Source organism: Jiangella alkaliphila, from assembly GCF_900105925.1.
In the GTDB taxonomy this organism is placed as follows: Bacteria; Actinomycetota; Actinomycetes; order Jiangellales; family Jiangellaceae; genus Jiangella; species Jiangella alkaliphila.
In genome coordinates, this window is sequence record NZ_LT629791.1 from 3,771,334 (window position 1) to 3,790,093 (window position 18,760).

The following is an 18,760-nucleotide window of genomic DNA, read 5'->3' on the forward strand; positions in this document are numbered from 1 at the left end:
TGAGAGCGACCGGTGCTCGCAGTCGAGAACCTCGAAGTCGTCTACGAGGACGTCGTCCTCGTCCTCAAGGGTGTCACGCTCGAGGTCCCGCGCGGCCAGGTCGTCGCTCTCCTCGGCGCGAACGGCGCGGGCAAGACGACGGTGCTGCGGGCCATCACCGGGCTCCTCGGCGTGCATCGCGGCTCCATCACGAAGGGCTCGGTGCGCCTCGACGGCGCGGCGATCGACCACCTGGACGCGCCGCGGGTGGTGGCCGCGGGCGTCGGCCAAGTGATGGAGGGCCGGCGGGTGTTCGCCGAGTTCACCGTCGAGGAGAACCTGCGCATCGGCGCGCACACCGCCCCGGGCGGAGCGCTGCGGGCCGGGCTGGACCGCGTGTTCACCCTGTTCCCCGTGCTCGCCGACCGGCGCATCCAGCTGGCCGGGTACCTCTCCGGCGGCGAGCAGCAGATGCTGGCCATCGGCCGGGCACTGATGACCGAGCCCGCGTACCTGCTGCTCGACGAGCCCAGCCTCGGCCTCGCGCCGCTGATGGTGCAACGCATCCGCGACCTCATCGTCGAGATCAACCAGCAGGGCACGTCGATCCTGCTCGTCGAGCAGAACGCCGCCATGGCGCTGTCCATCGCCACGCACGGCTACGTGCTCGAGAACGGCAAGATCGTCATGGACAAGCCGGCCGCGGCGCTGCTTGACGACGAGGACATCCGCGAGTTCTATCTCGGCCTGCGCGAGGAGGGCGCCGCCTCGTTCCGCGCCGTCAAGCACTACAAGCGGCGCAAGCGGTGGTTGTCATGAGCGCACCCGCGACCGCTCGGCCCCTGCTGGAGGTGTCCGGCCTCACGCTGCGCTTCGGCGGGATGACGGCCGTCGACGCCGTGGACTTCGCCGTCGCACCGGGCGAGCTGTTCGCGATCATCGGGCCCAACGGCGCCGGCAAGACGTCGATCTTCAACTGCCTGTCCGGGGTCTACCGGCCGCAGCAGGGCTCGATCCGCTTCGACGGCGAGGACCTGCGCGGCCGGCGGCCGGACGCCGTCGCCCGGCTCGGAATCGCGCGCACGTTCCAGAACATCGAGCTGTTCGAGAACCTCACCGTGCTCGACAACCTGATGCTCGGGCGCCACCAGCACCTCGACTACGGACCACTCGCCGGGCTCGTGTACGCCGGCAAGGCCAGGCGGGCGGAGCTGACGAACCGCCGGGTGGTCGAGGAGATCATCGACTTCCTCGAGATCGAGTCGATCCGCCGCAGCCTGGTGGGGATGCTGCCGTACGGGCTGAAGAAGCGGGTCGAACTGGGCCGCGCGCTGGCCATGGAACCGCGGCTGCTGCTCCTCGACGAACCGGTGGCCGGCATGAACCTCGAGGAGACCGAGGACATGGCCCGGTTCATCCTCGACATCCGCACCGAGCTCGGCGTCACCATGGTGATGGTCGAGCACGACATGGGTCTGGTGATGGACATCGCCGACCGCGTGCTGGTCCTCGACTTCGGGCAGCGCATCGCGCTGGGCGAGCCGGCGGGGGTCCAGCGGGACCCGGCGGTGATCGAGGCGTACCTGGGTGCGCCACCATGACGACGACCGAACCGGCGAGGCTGCGCGACTGGGACACGATCCCGGCCCGCATCGCCGAGCGCGCCGCCCAGCACCCGGACCGCGTGTGCCTGCGGGAGAAGCGCCTCGGCATCTGGCAGGACATCTCGTGGCGCGAGTACTGGGCGAACTGCCGGCTGGCCGGCCACGCGCTGGCGGCGCTCGGCGTCGAGCCCGGCGACCGGGTGGCGATCCAATCGGAGAACCGGCCGGAGTGGCTCTACGTCGACGTCGGCGCCGTGGCCATCCGCGCGATCACCGTCGGCCTGTACTCCACCAACCCCGCGCCGGAGATCGCCTATCTGCTGCGCGACTCCGGCGCGACGGTGCTCGTGGCGGAGGACCAGGAGCAGGTCGACAAGGCCCTCGAGGTCGAGGCGCAGTGTCCCGACCTGCGGTGGATCGTCTACCTCGAGCCGCGCGGCGTGCGCGCGTACGACCACCCGAAGCTGCTGGGCTGGACGGAGTTCCTGGACCGCGGGCGCGACCACGCCGCCGCGCAGCCGGAGCTGCTGGCCCGGGCCGGTGCGGCGGCGCAGGCGGACGACGTCGTCACCCTCATGTACACCTCCGGCACCACGGGTCCGCCCAAGGGCGCGATGCTCACCGTCCGCAACGTCGACTTCGCGACCCGGACGCTGATCCTCGGCGGCGGGCTCTACGACCCGGCGCCCACGGAGGACGACGTCGTGCTCTCCTACCTGCCGCTGTGCCACGTCGTCGAGCGAGCCGCCACGGAATGGGGCAACGCGGCCGCCGGCACCACCATCCACTTCGCCGAGTCGATCGACACCGTGCAGGCGAACCTGCGGGAGGTCCAGCCGACACTGTTCTTCGGCGTCCCGCGCATCTGGGAGAAGATCTACGCCGGCGTCGAGGTCCGGATGAACGCCGCCTCGCGGCTCAAGCGCGGGACGTACCGCTTCGCGATGCGGCTGGCCGCGCGCATCGGCGACGAGCTGGTCCGCACGGAGGGCAACCACACCGCGCGGACGCGGCTGCTCTACGCGCTGGGCTACCCGCTGCTGTTCCGGGCCCTGCGCGACCGCATCGGCCTGCGCAAGGTGCGGGCGGCCAGTTCCGGAGCCGCGCCCATCTCGCCGGACGTGCTGCGGTTCTTCTTCGGCATCGGCGTGGTCATCTGCGAGGCGTACGGGATGACCGAGAACGCCGCCGTGGCGACGTCGAACCGCCGCGGCCGCGTCAAGCTGGGCACGGTCGGCGAGCCACACGCCGGCACCGAGCTGCGCCTGGACGAGCGCACGAACGAGATCCTGACCCGCCACCCGGGCAACTTCGCCGGCTACTGGCGCAAGCCCGGCGCGACCGCGGACGTGGTCGACGGCGACGGCTGGCTGCACACCGGTGACGTGGGCACGTGGGTCGACGGGAGCCACCTCAAGATCGTCGACCGGATCAAGGACGTCATCATCACCGCCGGCGGCAAGAACATCGCACCGTCGGAGCTGGAGAACGCGCTCAAGACGTCGCCGTACATCAAGGAGGCCGTGGTCGTCGGCGACCGGCGGGCCTACCTCACCGCGCTGATCGGCATCGAGCCGGACACCGTCGGCGACTGGGCCCAGCGCGCCCGCATCCCTCACACCACCTACCGGGACCTGGCGGAGAAGGAAGAGGTCCTCACCCTGGTCCAGGACGTGATCAAGCGGGCCAACGCCAAGGTCGCCCGGGTGGAGCAGATCCGCAAGTTCCGGGTCATCCCGAAGGAGCTCGATCACGACGACGGCGAGCTCACGGCGACGCAGAAGGTCAAGCGGGCAACGCTGCACGAGCGCTTCGCCGACCTCGTCGAGGACATGTACGCCAACCGCACGGACTTCCCCGGCGGCGATCTGGCGGAGGTCCACACGTGGACGAACTGATCGCCTCGGTGGTGCGCGGGCTGGGCATCGGCAGCACCTATGCGCTACTCGCCGTCGGGTTCGTGATCATCTACCGGGCCACCAAGGTGATCAATTTCGCGCAACCGGCGCTGATGATCCTGGGCGGCTACTTCACGTCACTGTTCGCGACGCGGGCCGGGCTGCCGTTCCCGGTGGCAGTGCTGCTGGCGATGGTGGCGGTCGCCGCGGTCGGCGCACTCTGCGAGCGGGTGGCGCTTCGCCCGATGGTGGGCGAGCCGCCGTTCGCCGCGGCCATGGTCACCGTCGGGGTCTTCATCGTCCTGCTCATCGTGGCGTTCCGGCTGATCGGAACGCAGGTGCTGACCGTCGGCGATCCGTGGGGTCTCTCCCGGACCACCGTCCTCGGCGTCTCCGTCGCCCAGGTCGACATCGCCAAGTTCGTCATCTCGCTGGCCGCGATCGGCGTCGTGGGGCTGTTCCTGGCGCGGTCGCGGCTCGGCCTGGCCATGCGGGCGACGGCGCTGGACCAGGAGGTCGCTCTGGCGCAAGGCGTCGACGTGGGCCGGATCTTCGGGCTGTCGTGGGCCATCGCGGGCGCCATGGCGGCTCTGGCCGGCATGCTCATCGGCACCGCGTCCGGGGGCATCGAGGCCACGACGGCGCTGGTCGCGCTGAAGGCGCTGCCGGTGATCATCCTCGGTGGCCTCGACTCGATCAAGGGTTCGGTCTACGCGGGCCTGCTGATCGGCGTCGCCGAATCGCTGACCCGCACCTACCAGCCCGAGTACGCGCCGTTCCTCGGCGCGAACTTCGACGTGGTCGTGCCGTACGTGATCATGATCGTGGTGCTGATGATCAGGCCGTACGGACTGTTCGGCACGCCGGAGGTGCAGCGCGTATGAGCCTGACCACCGATGGTGCGCGACGCCGCGGGCTCGGCCGCTCCGGCTCGGTGCGCGGGCGGCCGGCCCTCTACACCAGCTATGCCGCCGACCAGGCGATCTGGAACACCCCGGCCAAGCGGGTGTGGACGCTGGCACTGTTGGTGGTCGTCCTGGCGTTGCCCTTCTACCTGACCCGCGACGTGACCAGCCTGCTCACCACGGTGTTCGTCTACGCGATCGGTGGCATCGGGCTGAACCTCGTGACGGGGTACGCCGGCCAGGTCTCGCTCGGGCACGCGTTCTTCCTCGGGCTGGGCGCCTACACGGCCGCGGTCTTCGGCGGCGAAGCGACCGGGTCGGAGGTGGGACTCGGGCTGGACATGGCGATCTGGCTGCCCCTGGCCGGCATCGTCCCGGCCCTCGTGGGCCTCGCGGTCGCGCCGCTCGCCGCCCGGGTCCGCGGCCTGTACCTGGCGATCCTCACGCTGGGACTGGTGTTCATCGGGCAGCACATCTTCAACGAGGCGGACGCGATCACCGGCGGCGCGGGCATCGGGCGCGCCCCCGCCGAGCCGGTGCTGTTCGGCGTCGACCTGACGACGCGGTTCGTGCTGTTCGGGACGCGGATCAACCGTGACATGGTCTATTACGTCCTCTGCCTCGTGGTGCTGCTGGTGCTGGCCGTGGCCGCACGCAACCTCACCCGGTCGAAGTGGGGCCGGGCGTTCGCCGCCGTCCGAGACCGCGACATCGCCGCCGAGGTGATGGGCGTGTCACTGCTGCGGACCAAGACGCTGGCGTTCACCGTCTCGTCGTTCTACGCCGGCATCGCCGGTGCCCTGCTGTCAGTCGTCGTCGGCCGGATCAGCCCGAACACCTGGGACCTGTTCCTCTCCATCGACTTCCTGGCCGTCGTCCTGATCGGCGGCGTCGCGACCATCACCGGATCGATCATGGGCGCCGCCTTCGTCGTCCTGCTGCCCCGGCTGGTCGACGAGCTCTCCGCCTACCTGCCGTTCATCTCCGGCAGCGCCGGCGAGGGCTTCCTGTCGGTGTTCCAGCTCCAGACCATGATCTTCGGCGCGTTGATCGTCGTGTTCCTCGCCCTCGAGCCGCGCGGGCTCTACGGCCTGTGGGTGCGGGTGCGCAATTACTGGAAGGCGTGGCCGTTCTCGTACTGATCCACCAACCTGGAGGGAGAGCTCGATGAGGAGCTTCAGAAGCGGCTGGATCGCCGCCGCATGTGGAGGGCTGGTGCTGGCGGCCGGCGGATGTGCGTCCGACGACGCCGAGACCGGCCCGGGCGTCTCGGACGACCCGTGTCCGGACGCGGTCAACGCCGACAACGGGTGCATCTACCTGGGCGTCCTGTCCGACCTGACGGAGGGCCCGTTCGCGGCGCTGGCGGTCCCGATCACCGACGGCCAGGAGGCGTTCTGGCAGCGGGTGAACGAGGAGGGCGGCATCGGCGGATACGACGTCGACATCACCGAGTTCACCCGCGACACCCGATACGACCCGCAGGAGCACAGCGCCGCGTACCGGGAGATCGAGCCCGAGATCCTGGCGCTCGCCCAGACGCTGGGGACCGAGACCACCGAGGCGATCCTCGGTGACATGGACTCCGACGACGTCATCGGCGCGCCGGCGTCCTGGTGGTCGGGCTGGAACTTCGAGGACAACGACAACGGCCTCATCCTCGAGTCGGGCTACTCCTACTGCCTCGAGTCGCAGATCGGGCTCGACTGGTTCTCCGAGAACGTGGCACCGCCCACGTCCGTGCTGGCCGTGGGGTATCCCGGCGACTACGGTGGCGACTCCGCCGCGGGGGTGGAGGCGTGGACGTCGGCAGCCGGCGCCGAGTTCGCCGGCTTCGTCGAGACGGCGCCGAACGCGACGGTCGGCTCGCAGGACGCCGCCATCGGGCAGGTGCTCCAGTCCGGCGCCGACGTGGTCGTACTGGCCGTCGGGCCGGCCGAGACCGCCGAGATCGTCGGCGGTTCCGCCGCGAACGGCTTCACCGGGCAGTTCCTCGGCTCGGTCCCGACGTGGAACCCGGCCCTGCTCGACACGCCGGCGGCCCCCGCCCTCCAGGCCCTCTACACGAACGTCGCGCCGTGGGAGGACCTCGACGCCGACACCGAGGCGCACGCGGCCATCCGCGAGTCGCTCGGCGACGAGCTGCCGGCCAACCAGGGCTACATCTACGGCTGGATCTGGTCGTACCCCATCCGGGCCGCTCTCGAGGCCGCGGTGGAGGAGGACGACTTGACGCGCGAGGGGCTCAGGGCGGTCACCGACGGCCTCGAGGTCGACTTCGAGGGCGCTCTTCCGGCGACGACGCTGGGCGGCGACCCGAACGAGAACGTCAACCGGACCGCCGTCATCAACAAGCCCGACCCGGAGGCTCCGCTGGGTCTGTCGTCGGTCGCGACGGAGGTGACCGGTCCCAGCGCCGACAGCTACGAATACGCGGCGGCCTGCTCCGGCTGACGCGGGGGACGGTGACGTCGTAGTCGCCGAGCAGGGGGAGGCCGCCGGCCGCGACTGGGGCCTTGCCCGGTCCCGGGGAGTGCGCGCAGTATATTGCATGCCCATCCCGCGGAACGCGTCCACGATCGACCGCCGCCTGCTGCGCGACGACGTCTATGGACGGCTGCGCGACGCCATCGTCGACGGGGTGTTCGCGCCGGGGGAGCAGCTGCGCGACGTCGAGCTGGCGGCCTGGCTGGGCGTGAGCCGCACCCCCGTCCGCGAGGCGCTCCTGCGGCTGAGCGAGGCCGGGCTGGTCATCGCGCAGCCTGGGCGCTCGACGATGGTGAGCCCGCTGGACGTGCGCGACCTGCGCGACGCGCGCGATGTGGTCGCGGCGATGCACGAGGTGGCCGTGCGCGAGGCGGTCCCCGTGCTGACGCCGGCCGAGCTCGACACGATGCGCGCGGCCAACGAGCGGTTCCGCGCGGCGGTCGAGGCCGGTGACGTCGACACGGCCGTGCGAGCTGACGACGAGCTGCACGGCGTTCTCGTGGCCGCGGCCGGGAACCGCGCGCTGGCCGCCGTCCTCGAGCAGTTCACGCCGGTGCTGCGGCGGGCGGAGCGGCTGCGGTTCGCCTCGCTGGACGGTGCGGCGTCGGTCGCCCGGCACGAGCAGCTGATCCGGCTCTGCGCCGCTCGCGAAGCCGGCGAGGCGGCCGCCGTCGCCTTCGACATCTGGCATAGCCTGCCGGCCAGGAACGAGCCGGCAGGCGAGGGGACATGACGTGGTGGACTGGACGATCCTGCGCGACGACGTCGGCGGCGCGCTGCTCCTGCCGGGCGACCCGGGCTTCGACGACATCGTCCGGGCGCGGCCGTTCACCGCCCACGACGGCGTGCCGGCGCCGGCCGCCGTGGTCCGGTGCCGCGACGCCGCCGACGTGGCCGCCGCGGTCAGCTTCGCCCGCCGGCACGCGCTGCCGGTCGCGGTCCGCTCCGGTGGGCACTGCGCGGCCGGGCTGTCGTCGACGGCGGGTCTGGTCATCGACGTGTCGCCGATGGACGCGGTCGAGGTGGACGGCGACCGCGTCGTCGTCGGCGGCGGGGTCCGGCTGGCCGGGCTGGTCGAGGCGCTCGGCGCGCACGGGCGCGCGCTGCCGACCGGCACGTGCCCGACGGTCGGCGTCAGCGGCCTCACGCTCGGCGGCGGCTGGGGGATGCTCAGCCGTCAGCACGGGCTGACCTGCGACCAGCTCGTCCGGGCCGAGGTCGTGACGGCGGACGGCGCGGTGGTCGTCGCCGACGAGCACACCGAGCCGGACCTGTTCTGGGCGCTGCGCGGCGGCGGGACCGGCGGCTTCGGCGTCGTCACCTCGATGGTCTTCCGGACCCTCCCGGCGCCGCGGATGACGAACTTCCAGTACGCGTGGCCGCTCGAGGTGGCGCCGGAGCTGCTCGGCGCCTGGTTCGGCCGCATGATCGATGCGCCCGCCCGGCTGTGCGCCGAGGTCGGCGTCTACCCCGGCGAAGTGCGGCTGCACGGCGCGCTGGCCGGGACCGATGCCGAGACGCTCGAGCTGCTGGCCCGGCTGTGCCGCGGCCTGCCGGCGCCGGCCCGCGTCGAGCTGGCCGAGCTGTCCTACCTCGAGTCCGCCCGGCAGCTGGCCGGCGCGGTCGGCGTCGACGACGACGCGTCCCGGCACCTGTACGCGACCTCGGAGTTCTTCGACGACGCGCTGCCGGCCGAGGCCGTCGACGCCCTGCTGACGCGGTTCGCGTCCGGCCCGCCGGAGCGCGAGATCGGGTTCATGCCGTGGGGCGGCGGCGAGTACGACATCGCGCCCGACGCGACCGCGTTCCCGCACCGCCGGGCCCGCTACGCGGTCCACCACCTCGCGCTCACGCCGGACGCCGACGTCGAGGCCCGCGACTGGGTGGTGGCCATGCGCGACACCCTCCGCCCGTACGGCAACGGCGGCGTCTACGCGAACTTCGCCGACCTCGGCCTCGCGGACTGGGAACGCGCCTACTACGGCGACAACGCCGGCCGGCTCCGCGAGGTCAAGCGCCGCTACGACCCCGGCGACGTGTTCCGCACCGCCCAGTCGGTCCGGCCCGCCTGACCGCCCTGCTCCCTGGGCCGGTCGGGGAACGGCAGCCGATCGCCCTGCCGCTGGACGAGGTCCTCGGGCGCCGTCAGACGCCAGGCCTCGAAGGTCAGCTCCACCAGCTCGTCGCGCTCGATGCCGTCGAGGTACACGACCACCCAGCCGAACGCGCCGGCGGTGAACTGGATTTCGAAAACGTCCGGCCGCTCGGCCACCAGGGCGAGCTGCTCGGCGATGGTCTGCTTCAGTCCGACGGTCGACGTGGCCGGCCAGAGGTAGCCGAACGTCCGGCCGCCGACCCGGAACGTCGTCCACCGCTCGGAGTCGGTGCCTGAGGCACCGGGCAGCCGCTCGATGATGGCGAGGAAGTCGGCGATCGGCACGGCCATGCCCCCATCGAAGCAGGTTCGCGCGGCGTCCGCGCGGCCGGACTGGTCCGGTCCGGGGCGGACTGCGGCACCGGTCGTGGGGTATCCAGACGAGGGCGGCCCGGCCCGGCGCAACGGTGCACCGGAGCCGGCGCCGCGCGAGGGGGCATGACATGAGGGATCTCGTCGCCGAGCTCGACCAGGCACTCGACGCGCTGCGGGTGGCCGACCGCCGTGCGGCGCTGCGGGCGCTGATGCCGTCGGTGGTCCGCTGGTACCAGGACTCACTGGAGCCCGGCGATCCGGCCCGGCCCGCCGACGTCGACCTGCTGCTCTGGGTGGAGGAGCTGTCGGCCGGGCTGATCGGCCCGCTCTGCGCCGCCGCCCAGGATGTCCGCCTCGCCGCCACGCAGGTCCGCCAGCCGCGGCGGATGGCGGGCCAGCGGCACACCCGGGCGGGCTCGCGGCAGCCGTAACGCGGCCGAAAATCTGGCGGTTCCTCCCGGTAACGGATCATTGATTCTTTATGGGCGTCCCTGGTCCTGTGAGCCGGAGGTGCCCTCAGATGTCGTTCCACCGGAACGTCGCGGCGATGCGTGGTCGTGTCCCGCTGGCGGTCGCGGCCGCCGTCGCCTTGATGCTCGTGTTCCTGCCCGGCGCGGACGGCGCCCCGGCGCAGCCCGCGCAGACCGTGCCGAAGTCGGTCGTCCGCGCCGCCGCCGACGACCTGCCGACCGTCACCGTCGTCGCCACCGGCGGGACGATGGCCGGCCAGTCGGACACCCCGACCAGCTTCCAGCGCTACCGCGCCGGCACGCTGCTGATGGAGGACATGCTCGCCGAGGTGCCCAACCTCGACGAGGTGGCGAACGTCAACAGCCTGCAGTTCGGCAACAAGGGCTCTGGCGCGTACACGATCGCCGAGCTGTACGACCTGTCGCTGGCCGTCGACAACGCGCTGCGGACGTCCGACGCGGTGGTGGTGACGACCGGGACGGACACGATGGAGGAGATCGGCTACTTCCTCGACCTGACGGTGCGCAGCCCGAAGCCGGTCGTCATCACCGGCGCCATGCGGCCGTGGACGGTCATCGGGTCCGACGCGCAGGCCAACCTGTTCAACGCGATCGTGACGGCGGCCAGCGGCAAGACCTCGTGGTTCGGGACCGTCCTCATGCTCAACGACGAGATCCACGCCGTGCGCGACGTCACGAAGACGTCGGCCTACCGGATGGACACCTTCCAGACGCCGGAGCTCGGCGTCCTCGGCTACGTCGACGACCTGAAGGTGCAGATCATGCGGATGCCGGCCCGGGCGCTGCGGGTGTTCGAGACCCGGGGGAGCGTGGTGACGACGGCGAACGCGCTGCGCAACTGGCGCACGCCGTTCGACCTGACGACGATCGAGAAGGCCGACCTGCCGCGGGTGGAGATCTTCTACAACGCCCAGGAGGCCGGCGGCGAGGCGATCGACGCGTGGGCGGCGGCCGGTGTCGAAGGGGTCGTGACCGCGGGGACGGGCGCCGGCGGCATCTCCGGCGCGGCGAGCCAGGCCCGCAACCGGGCCGTGCAGGCGGGCGTGATGTTCGCGTCGACCACCCGGACCGGGTCGGGCAGCGTGTACGGCGGCAGCGGCGCGGTCTTCCCTGCCGACTCGCTCAACGCGCCGCACGCGCGGATCCTGCTGATGATGGCGCTGGCCTTCAACGACGGCGTCAACGACGTGCGCGCCGACTTCGTCGAGTGGGCCAGCATGCCGGCCGACATCACGTCGGCGCTGCCGTCGCTGTCGACGTCGTAAGAACCGAACGGCCCGGTCCCGCCCGAACGCGGCGGGACCGGGCCGATGCGGTGCGCTCAGCGCGTCGGCGCCACCCAGATGGGGTTGGTGTAGAACCAGAGGTCGATCCACGGGTCGGCGTTGCCGACGACGTCGAGGGCCGGGCCCTCGGGATCGATGGCGGCGCCGAGGAACCCGGGCTGCGAGCGGTTGCCGTCGGTGCCGCGCAGCCGGACGTAGAACGGGTCCTCGACCCGGCCGAGGTCGTGGACGATCTCGTAGCTGCCGGTCCGGCCCGAGGTGTCCCACTGCTGGACGACCGTGGTGTCGGGCGCGACGAACGTGTCGCGCTGGTCGTCGGCGTGGCCGGGGTCGACCGCGCCGCGGATGAGGTCGACGCGGTTGAGCGTCGGCACGAACTGCGACCAGTTGGGGACGTCCTGCGCGGTGATGCGCACGACCAGCTCGACCCGGGTGCCGCGGCGGGCCCGCAGCGTGGAACCGAGCGGGACGGCCGAGCCGCGGTCGCCGCGGATGCGGACCGTGACGTCGAGCTCCTTGACCAGTCGCCCGTGGTCGACCCAGACGCGGCCGTCGCGCAGGCCTCGCATGACGGCGAGGTAGTCGCGCTTCGACGCGCCGACGTGGGTGCGGGAGTACAGGCCGGGCCAGTAGTCGCCCGCGGTGAGGTTGACCCCGCCGCTGTAGACCGGAGCGTTGTAGCGGCCGTCGCGGTTGAACTGCTCGGCCGTGGAGCCGTCGGGCCGCCGGCTGGTGTCGCCCCAGTTGGTGTGGGAGTCGGAGTTGGCGCTGATGGACCATGGCTTGCCCTCGGCCAGCAGGCTGTCCCAGAGCCCGCCGACCGTGGACGTCATCCAGTCGAAGCCGCCCCACGTGCGGTAGCTCTCGAGCGGGTAGCCGGGGAACGAGTTGGCGTTGGGTCCGCCGGCGTAGAAGCCGCGGGCCGAGCCGGCGCCCACGCCCGCGGGCAGGCCGGCGGCCTGGTGGCCGGGCGCGCCCTCGAACCCGATGGCGATGCGGGGGTCGGCGTCGCGCCAGGCGCGGATCTCGTGCGGGCTGTCGATGCCCTGCCGGGCCGGGTGGTTGGCCAGGAACAGCGCGTCGTCGACCCGGCGGCGGTCGACCTGGCGGCCCAGCCAGGTGATGCCGGCCAGCGCCTGCGCCTCGTTGGCCGGGCTGCTGGGCGACGTGCCGTTGACCGAGCCGTCGTAGTCGGTCTCGAACTGCTTGAGGACCGCGACCTCGTTGCGGCCCGGCGCGACGAACACGGTGCCGTGCTCGGCGGACGGGATGTTCCACTCGAGGCCCTGGAAGACGAGGGTGTCGGGGAGCAGCTCGCGGGCCGCCCGGATGTCGGGGTTGACCAGCTCGACGCCGATGCGCGCGTGCGTGGCGCCGCCGTGGTCGGTGATGACCATCCAGTCGAGGCCGTAGGCGGCGCCGTGCTGGACCTGGTCGATGACGCGGTACATGGCGTCGGAGCTGTGCTGGGTGTGGATGTGGTGGTCGCCGGCCAGCCACGTGCGCACCGAGCCGCCGCTGGAGCCGGACCGCTCGTCGTCGCCGGAGGCCATGGCGGGCGTGACCCCGGCCATGCCGAGTGCGGTGGCGCCGCCGATGACGCCGGCCGACCGGAACAGGCCGCGGCGGGACAGCTGGGCGGGCGAGAGCTCGCCGTCGCCGATGGTGAGGTCGAGCGCGGCCGTGGTGTCGGCGTCGACCGGGTCGCTGAGGTCATGCGGGTGGTGATGGAACGCGTCGTGCTCGTGCGCGTGGTCATCGGTGTGACACATGGGTCACCCTCCCTGCCCGGATTGACTGATGGCGGGACTATCCCTCCAGCAAGTGACACTGAGGCGACAACTCGGGGCGAATGGGGCGAATTGTCGGCGGCCTACGGACCGCCGCCCCGGGGAGACGGGACGGCGGTCCGTAGCCGTTCAGCGGACGGCGCGGGTTGCGGCCTCGAGGAGGGCCTGCGCGACCGCCTCGGCCTCGTCGGGTTTCAGCGTCACCGTGGCCGGTGGTGACCACCGGGTGGTGGCGGTGAGCTCGACGTGGAGGGGCTCACCGTCGGACTGGACGATGTTGACCCCGATGAGCCAGGTGCTGCGCCAGGCGACCAGGGAGGTGACGTACTGGCGGTGCTCGTCGTGGTCGCCGGCCTCGTTGCACCACTTGAGGACGCACTCGTCGTTGGAGGTGGTGGCGGTCATCGGCCGACCTCGCTCTCGGTCGCGAAGAACGTGCGGACGTGGTCGAGCTCGGCCTTGACGCTGCTGAGCTGCTCCACCGCCTCCCGGTAGCCGGACAGGTGCTGCTCGGCGGTGTCGACCGCGGCGGCGGCCCGGTCGAGCAGCTCGTTGCCGGTCTCGGCGACCAGGGCGCGCCCTGCCCGCCAGTCGAGCTTGCCGCGGAAGCCGATCACGAACCCGCCCAGCCGCTTGGACAGGGCGTCGAGCCGTTCGATGATCTGCTCGTCGGACATGCCGGGCAGGTACCGCTCGCGGGCGTCGGCGAGCAGAGCCGGGGTCCAGCCGGCCCGCTGCGCGGTGTCGGCGATGTCGGCCAGCTGCCGGGCCAGGATGCGGGCCTCGGGCGGGGTGAGGGAGACGTCGATGCGCTGACCGGCGTCGGTGGGTTCGAGGTGGATGTCGATGGCGGGTCCCTCGGTGTCGTGCCAGGCGATCATCTCGCCGACGTCGTCGCTGAGGAAGGCGGACCGGACGATGACGTCACGACGGTCCGCGGCTGGCGTGGTGGCCACGGTGTCCTCCAATGGAGTCGCTCACGGGCTGACTGGGGGCCGGGGGAACCGTCGTGGCCATGCGGGAATGGGGACGGCGCCGCCCAGCAGCCGACCCCTTGACGGGGACGGCATGAAGATGCGCGTCGGGTCGCCGTGCCGTCCCACCTTGAGCGGCCGGTACGAGACTGTCCGGCCGGATGCCGCGCCTCGTGCTCGATAGCGTTGCCAGCCCTCTGGGGGAGGGGTGGGGTGCTATGGGGGTAATGGTAGGGGGTGGTGGGAGGGTGATGTCAAACGGACGTTCGACTCACCCGGGCAACGCACCGGGCCGCTCCAGCTCGTCGGCCAGGGCGGTGAGGGCGGCGGCCAGCTCGCGCACCTCGGCCGCGCTGAACCGCGGCGGCCGCCGGGCGTCGGACCTGATCAGCGACACGACGACCCCGGCGCCGTCGCCGCCGTCGCCGCCGTCCTGACGGGCGCCCTGCAGCCAGGCCGCCCCGCCGCCCGGGAGGTCGTGGAGACCGCCCAGACACACGCCGGCAGGGTCGTGCTCGACGCACCACGGGTGGCCGTCAGCGGGGTGTGGGGTGCTGATGGGACGAGCCTCCTCGTGCGTGCCGTGCCCCCTTGGGGACGAGATTCACATCGGTGTCGCCGCGACGTCAACCGGAGAGCCGATCCGTTTCGGCGGCGGCGCCGCGGTGATCGATAGGGTTCGACCGGTGGAGGGCATGCACACCGGCGACGACTGGGGGCCGGAGGCTCCCACGAGTCGTCGGTCCAGGGCGGAAGTGGCCCGGAGAGAGTGAGAATGTCGTGCAAGGCCTGACACGTAAGGGTTGCTAGTGCTTCGTCTCGCTGCTGTCGTCGCCGCCCTCGAGCGGCTGTACCCGCCGGAGCTGGCCGAGTCGTGGGACGCCGTGGGGCTGGTGTGCGGCGACCCCGGCGCGGAGGTGCGGCGGGTCCTGTTCGTCGTCGACCCTGTCGCGGCCGTCGTGGACGAGGCGCTGACCTGGGAGGCCGACCTCGTCGTCACGCATCACCCGCTGTTCCTGCGCCCGGTGCACGGGGTGCCGGCGACGACGCCGAAGGGGCGGCTGGTGCACCGGCTGATCACCGGCGGCGTCGCGCTGCACACCGCGCACACCAACGCCGACCGCGCCGCGCCGGGCGTGAACGACGCGCTCGCGGCGGCGCTCGGCCTGCACGACACCCGCCCGCTGGTCCCCGCCGACGACGGCGACCCTGCGCGCGGCCTGGGCCGCGTCGGGCGGCTGCCGGGGCCCGAGCCGCTGGCCGCGTTCGTCCGGCGGGTCGGCGCGGCGCTCCCGGCGACGGCGGCCGGCGTGCGCGCCATGGGCGACCCTGACACCGTCGTCACGACGGTGGCGGTGTGCGGCGGCGCGGGCGACTCCCTGCTCGGCACCGTCCGGGCCGCGGGCGTCGACGCGTACGTGACGGCGGACCTGCGCCACCACCCGTCGTCCGAGGCGGGGGAGTCCGGCGGACCGGCGCTGGTCGACGTCGCGCACTGGGCCAGCGAGTGGCCGTGGCTGGCCGATGCCGCGGCGTTGCTGACGGCCGAGTTGTCCGGCGCAGGCGCTACGGTGGAGACTCGCGTCTCGACCACTCCGACCGATCCGTGGACACTGCATCGAACCGCCCGGGAATCCGGAGCCGACCTAGGAGCTCACGCTGAACGCTGACCCCGCCGTCCAGGTGCGGCTGCTCGACGTCCAGGCGGTCGACCAGCGCCTCGACCAGCTGGCCCACCGCCGCAAGACGCTGCCCGAGGCCGCGGAGCTCGAGACGCTCGCCGCCGAGCACAGCCGGCTGCGCGACGCCGAGGTCGTCGCCGCCACCGTCGTCGCCGACCTCGAGCGCGAGCAGAAGCGCGCCGACACCGAGGTCGAGCAGGTCCGGGCCCGCAAGGACCGCGACCAGAAGCGGCTCGACGCCGGCCAGGTGTCGTCGGCGAAGGAGCTCGAGAGCCTGCAGAGCGAGATCGCCTCGCTCAACCGCCGCCAGGGCGTGCTCGAGGACGCCGAGATCGAGATCATGGAGCGGCTCGAAGAGGCCCAGAACGAGTCCGCCGCGCTGGCCGCCGAGCGCGAGAGCGTCGGCAAGAAGGCGCAGGAGATCCAGGCCGCCCGCGACGCCGCGTGGTCGCAGATCGACCACGACACCACCGCCGGCCGCGACGAGCGTCAGACGCTGGCCGCCGGCATCCCGGCCGACCTGCTGGCGCTGTACGAGAAGATCCGCGCCGACCGCGGCGGCATCGGCGCGGCGGCGCTGCGCCAGCGTCGCTGCGAGGGCTGCATGATCCAGCTCGACGCCGCCGAGCTGGGCCGCATCCGCGGGCTGGCCCCCGACGTCGTGGTCCGGCACGAGGAGTGCCGGCGCATCCTGGTGCGCATGCCCGAGTCAGGGCTGTGACCGGCCGGCGGCTGATCGTCGAGGCCGACGGCGGGTCCCGCGGCAACCCGGGACCCGCCGCCTACGGCGCCCTCGTCCGCGACGCTACGACCGGCGAGGTGCTGGCCGAGGTCGCCGAGACCATCGGCGTCGCGACGAACAACGTCGCCGAGTACCGCGGCCTGCTGGCCGGGCTGCGCGCCGCCGGCGGCATCGACCCCGACGCCGTCGTGGAGGCCCGGCTCGACTCCAAGCTCGTCGTCGAGCAGCTGTCCGGCCGCTGGCAGATCAAGAACGCCGAGCTGCGGTCGCTGGCCGCCGAGGCCGGCGGCGTCTTCCCGACCGGCCGGGTCAGCTACACCTGGGTGCCGCGCGCCGAGAACGCGCATGCCGACCGGCTGGTCAACCAGGCGCTCGACGGCCGCCCGGCGCGGCCACCCGCCGACCCCGCCGCCCCGGCCACCAAGCTGACGGCGTGGAGCCCCGAGCTCGGCCCGCCCACCACGCTGCACATCGTGCGGCACGGCCAGACGCCGATGACGGCCGCCCGCCGGTTCAGCGGCGGCGGCGTGCCCGGCCCCAGCCTCGACGAGACCGGCCTCGAGCAGGCCGCCCGCGCGGCCGAGCTGCTGAGCACCCGCGGCGCCGTCGCCGTCGTCTGCTCGCCCATGGTGCGCACCCGCGAGACCGCCGACGTCATCGGCCGGCGGCTCGGCCTGACGCCCACGGTCGACGAGGCCTGGCGCGAGGCCGACTTCGGCGAGTGGGACGGCCTGACGCTGGCGGAGATCGGCGAACGCTATCCGGACGCTCTGGCCGCCTGGTACGGCGTGCCGGCGCTGCGGCCCCCGGGCGGCGAGTCGCTCGACGACGTCGTCCCGCGCGTCTCCGCCGCCCGCGACGCCCTGCTGGCCGCCTACCCGGGCCAGCCGGTCGTCGTCGTGACGCACTCCATCCCGATGCGGACCCTGACCCGCCTGGCCCTCGGTGCGCCGCCCGAGTCGCTGTTCCGGCTGCTGCCGTCGCCCGGCTCGGTCACCGAGCTGCAGTACTACGCCGACGGCAGCACCGCGCTGCCCTCGTTCGGCCACCGCCCCTGACCCGGTGGAGGGGGCGGAGGATGCGGAGCCGGCGTCAAGAGCGCATGCGGCATGCTTCACCGCCGCGAAGCGGAGCCGGCGCAGCATCCTCCGCCCACTCCACCCCGCCGCGGCCAGCACGGTCCGTACGTCGTCCCCTCAGCGGGGCTGCCAGGTGCCTTGCGCCACCTGCGGCACGAAGCCGTCCAGGTCGACGGGGAAGCGCACGGTCTCGCCGGTCTCGGCGGACAGGTAGGCGGCCATCATCAGCTCGCTGACCTCGACACCGCGGGCGAGGCTCTCGCGGGGCTGCCGCCCGGCGAGGAAGTCCGCGGCCACGGCCCGGTTCTCCGTCGTGTACCCGTAGGTCAGCGCCTCGTCGGAGACGATCGGCAGCAGGCCCTGCTCGGCGCCCTGTTTCTCGACGAGGTCCTCGCCCTCGGGGGAGCGCAGCTCGCGGCTGAGGAACAGCTGCGCCTCGGTGCTGAGCGTGCTGGCGTTCATCGAGTACTCCGGCCCGAGCAGCTCGAACGTCAGCCGCAGGCCGGGGCCGACGTAGCTCCAGGACGTCGTGGCCTCGACGACGACCTCGTCGCCGTCGCCGTTGCGGAACGTGAGGGTGGCGTGGGCGTAGTCCTCGGCCGGCCGGCGGGTGTAGTCGACGGCGCCGCCGAAGCGCTCGGCCAGCTGGGCGGCGTGCTTCTTGCGCGACCACTTGAGCGACGCGATCCCTGCGCTGACGGACACCGGCGTCAGCCAGGTCGACACGTCGACGCCGGGTGGGGTGAGCAGGTAGCGGCCGGCCTCGATGGAGTGGCACATCATGTCGCTGAGGACGCCGCCGCCCTGCCGCGTCCCGTCCCAGAACCAGGCGGAGTGCGGCCCGCTGTGCTCCTCGGCGCAGCGGGCGAGGTACGGCGTCCCGGACAGCGCGGCGCCGCGCGCCCAGAGCAGCTCGTGGCCGCGGGTGACGGCCGGCGCGTACACCTGGTTCTCCAGGTAGGCGTGCAGCAGCCCGGCGCCCTCGACCAGCTCGTGGACGCGGCGCGCCTCGGCGAGGGTGCGCCCCAGCGGCTTCTCGACGGCGACGCCGGTGAGCGACGCTCGCCCGGACGCGACCTCGTCGGCGATCGCCTCGATGACCTCGAGCCGGGCGTGGTTGGGCGCGGTCACCCAGACAGCGTCGACGCGCGGGTCGCGGACCAGCTCGCGCACGTCGGTGTAGGCGGTGGCGTCGCCCACGCCGAGCTCGCGGCAGCGCTCGGCCAGCGCCCGCGCGCTCTCGCCGCCCGGGCTCTGGACGGCGACGACGTCCGCGTCGCGCACGCCGGTCCACGACGTGACGTGGAAGTTCGCCATGAAACCGGCGCCGACGATGCCGACCCCGAGCCGTTGCCTGTTCTCCATCGTGGAAG

At 72.7% G+C, this 18,760-nt stretch carries 19 protein-coding genes; 13 read left to right on the forward strand and 6 right to left on the reverse strand.

Features of this window, described 5'->3' with window-relative positions:
• Positions 1 to 12: 12 nt before the first annotated feature.
• From BLV05_RS17160 to BLV05_RS17195, 8 genes are all read left to right on the forward strand, one after another.
• Positions 13 to 798 (forward strand): ABC transporter ATP-binding protein, encoded by a 786-nt coding sequence (locus BLV05_RS17160; RefSeq protein WP_046772121.1) that lies wholly within the window; start codon positions 13 to 15, stop codon positions 796 to 798.
• Positions 795 to 1,580 (forward strand): ABC transporter ATP-binding protein, encoded by a 786-nt coding sequence (locus BLV05_RS17165; RefSeq protein WP_046772120.1) that lies wholly within the window; start codon positions 795 to 797, stop codon positions 1,578 to 1,580. Before BLV05_RS17160 ends, BLV05_RS17165 begins: the two co-directional genes overlap by 4 nt.
• Positions 1,577 to 3,481, forward strand: coding sequence for an AMP-dependent synthetase/ligase (locus BLV05_RS17170; RefSeq protein ID WP_046772119.1), 1,905 nt, complete (start codon positions 1,577 to 1,579; stop codon positions 3,479 to 3,481). Before BLV05_RS17165 ends, BLV05_RS17170 begins: the two co-directional genes overlap by 4 nt.
• Positions 3,469 to 4,365: a branched-chain amino acid ABC transporter permease gene (locus BLV05_RS17175; protein ID WP_046772118.1), complete on the forward strand. Its 897-nt coding sequence runs from the start codon at positions 3,469 to 3,471 to the stop codon at positions 4,363 to 4,365. Before BLV05_RS17170 ends, BLV05_RS17175 begins: the two co-directional genes overlap by 13 nt.
• On the forward strand, positions 4,362 to 5,528 hold the full coding sequence (locus BLV05_RS17180) for a branched-chain amino acid ABC transporter permease (protein WP_082155740.1): 1,167 nt from the start codon (positions 4,362 to 4,364) through the stop codon (positions 5,526 to 5,528). The genes BLV05_RS17175 and BLV05_RS17180 overlap by 4 nt, the downstream gene beginning before the upstream one ends.
• Positions 5,529 to 5,553: 25 nt before the next feature.
• Complete coding sequence (locus tag BLV05_RS17185; RefSeq protein WP_046772117.1) at positions 5,554 to 6,840, forward strand: ABC transporter substrate-binding protein; 1,287 nt, start codon at positions 5,554 to 5,556, stop codon at positions 6,838 to 6,840.
• A 97-nt stretch (positions 6,841 to 6,937) separates the two neighbouring features.
• Positions 6,938 to 7,606, forward strand: coding sequence for a GntR family transcriptional regulator (locus tag BLV05_RS17190; protein WP_046772116.1), 669 nt, complete (start codon positions 6,938 to 6,940; stop codon positions 7,604 to 7,606).
• Between the two features lies 1 nt (position 7,607).
• Positions 7,608 to 8,945: an FAD-binding oxidoreductase gene (locus BLV05_RS17195; RefSeq protein ID WP_046772115.1), complete on the forward strand. Its 1,338-nt coding sequence runs from the start codon at positions 7,608 to 7,610 to the stop codon at positions 8,943 to 8,945.
• Here the strand turns inward: BLV05_RS17195 and BLV05_RS17200 are convergent.
• The gene (locus tag BLV05_RS17200; RefSeq protein ID WP_082155739.1) at positions 8,894 to 9,319 is read right to left on the reverse strand and encodes an MmcQ/YjbR family DNA-binding protein; all 426 of its coding nucleotides are present in this window, start codon (positions 9,317 to 9,319) and stop codon (positions 8,894 to 8,896) included. The genes BLV05_RS17195 and BLV05_RS17200 overlap by 52 nt on opposite strands.
• 152 nt (positions 9,320 to 9,471) lie before the next feature.
• Here BLV05_RS17200 and BLV05_RS17205 point away from each other — a divergent pair, with 152 nt between their 5' ends.
• Positions 9,472 to 9,774: a hypothetical protein gene (locus BLV05_RS17205; protein WP_046772114.1), complete on the forward strand. Its 303-nt coding sequence runs from the start codon at positions 9,472 to 9,474 to the stop codon at positions 9,772 to 9,774.
• A gap of 89 nt (positions 9,775 to 9,863) precedes the next feature.
• Complete coding sequence (locus tag BLV05_RS17210; RefSeq protein ID WP_046772113.1) at positions 9,864 to 11,099, forward strand: asparaginase; 1,236 nt, start codon at positions 9,864 to 9,866, stop codon at positions 11,097 to 11,099.
• 56 nt (positions 11,100 to 11,155) lie between these two features.
• Here BLV05_RS17210 and BLV05_RS17215 read toward each other — a convergent pair whose 3' ends face one another.
• From BLV05_RS17215 to BLV05_RS17230, 4 genes are all read right to left on the reverse strand, one after another.
• Positions 11,156 to 12,892: a CehA/McbA family metallohydrolase domain-containing protein gene (locus BLV05_RS17215; protein WP_046772112.1), complete on the reverse strand. Its 1,737-nt coding sequence runs from the start codon at positions 12,890 to 12,892 to the stop codon at positions 11,156 to 11,158.
• A gap of 147 nt (positions 12,893 to 13,039) precedes the next feature.
• Positions 13,040 to 13,315, reverse strand: coding sequence for a hypothetical protein (locus BLV05_RS17220; protein WP_046772111.1), 276 nt, complete (start codon positions 13,313 to 13,315; stop codon positions 13,040 to 13,042).
• The gene (locus BLV05_RS17225) at positions 13,312 to 13,866 is read right to left on the reverse strand and encodes a hypothetical protein (protein WP_083421332.1); all 555 of its coding nucleotides are present in this window, start codon (positions 13,864 to 13,866) and stop codon (positions 13,312 to 13,314) included. The genes BLV05_RS17220 and BLV05_RS17225 overlap by 4 nt, the downstream gene beginning before the upstream one ends.
• Positions 13,867 to 14,155: 289 nt before the next feature.
• Entirely contained in the window at positions 14,156 to 14,383 is a 228-nt protein-coding gene (locus BLV05_RS17230) for a hypothetical protein (protein WP_046772109.1), read from the reverse strand.
• Between the two features lie 310 nt (positions 14,384 to 14,693).
• Here BLV05_RS17230 and BLV05_RS17235 point away from each other — a divergent pair, with 310 nt between their 5' ends.
• Genes BLV05_RS17235 through BLV05_RS17245 form a run of 3 tightly spaced genes read left to right on the forward strand, consistent with a single transcriptional unit; the run spans position 14,694 to position 17,366 of the window.
• The gene (locus BLV05_RS17235; RefSeq protein ID WP_046772108.1) at positions 14,694 to 15,554 is read left to right on the forward strand and encodes a Nif3-like dinuclear metal center hexameric protein; all 861 of its coding nucleotides are present in this window, start codon (positions 14,694 to 14,696) and stop codon (positions 15,552 to 15,554) included.
• A gap of 13 nt (positions 15,555 to 15,567) precedes the next feature.
• Entirely contained in the window at positions 15,568 to 16,287 is a 720-nt protein-coding gene (locus BLV05_RS17240; protein ID WP_231948833.1) for a zinc ribbon domain-containing protein, read from the forward strand.
• A complete protein-coding gene (locus tag BLV05_RS17245) occupies positions 16,284 to 17,366 on the forward strand; it encodes a bifunctional RNase H/acid phosphatase (RefSeq protein WP_046772106.1) in 1,083 nt (360 codons plus the stop codon). The genes BLV05_RS17240 and BLV05_RS17245 overlap by 4 nt, the downstream gene beginning before the upstream one ends.
• Positions 17,367 to 17,504: 138 nt before the next feature.
• Here the strand turns inward: BLV05_RS17245 and BLV05_RS17250 are convergent, their stop codons facing one another.
• A complete protein-coding gene (locus BLV05_RS17250) occupies positions 17,505 to 18,752 on the reverse strand; it encodes a Gfo/Idh/MocA family protein (protein WP_046772105.1) in 1,248 nt (415 codons plus the stop codon).
• Positions 18,753 to 18,760 lie beyond the last annotated feature (8 nt).

Excerpts from the sequence above, each read along its gene's own strand:
- BLV05_RS17165 (WP_046772120.1), top strand. The coding sequence starts at position 795 with ATGAGCGCACCCGCGACCGCTCGGCCCCTGCTGGAGGTGTCCGGCCTC.
- BLV05_RS17170 (WP_046772119.1), top strand. The coding sequence starts at position 1,577 with ATGACGACGACCGAACCGGCGAGGCTGCGCGACTGGGACACGATCCCG.
- BLV05_RS17180 (WP_082155740.1), top strand. The coding sequence starts at position 4,362 with ATGAGCCTGACCACCGATGGTGCGCGACGCCGCGGGCTCGGCCGCTCC.
- BLV05_RS17185 (WP_046772117.1), top strand. The coding sequence starts at position 5,554 with ATGAGGAGCTTCAGAAGCGGCTGGATCGCCGCCGCATGTGGAGGGCTG.
- BLV05_RS17190 (WP_046772116.1), top strand. The coding sequence starts at position 6,938 with ATGCCCATCCCGCGGAACGCGTCCACGATCGACCGCCGCCTGCTGCGC.
- BLV05_RS17200 (WP_082155739.1), bottom strand. The coding sequence starts at position 9,319 with ATGGCCGTGCCGATCGCCGACTTCCTCGCCATCATCGAGCGGCTGCCC.
- BLV05_RS17205 (WP_046772114.1), top strand. The coding sequence starts at position 9,472 with ATGAGGGATCTCGTCGCCGAGCTCGACCAGGCACTCGACGCGCTGCGG.
- BLV05_RS17210 (WP_046772113.1), top strand. The coding sequence starts at position 9,864 with ATGTCGTTCCACCGGAACGTCGCGGCGATGCGTGGTCGTGTCCCGCTG.
- BLV05_RS17215 (WP_046772112.1), bottom strand. The coding sequence starts at position 12,892 with ATGTGTCACACCGATGACCACGCGCACGAGCACGACGCGTTCCATCAC.
- BLV05_RS17220 (WP_046772111.1), bottom strand. The coding sequence starts at position 13,315 with ATGACCGCCACCACCTCCAACGACGAGTGCGTCCTCAAGTGGTGCAAC.
- BLV05_RS17250 (WP_046772105.1), bottom strand. The coding sequence starts at position 18,752 with ATGGAGAACAGGCAACGGCTCGGGGTCGGCATCGTCGGCGCCGGTTTC.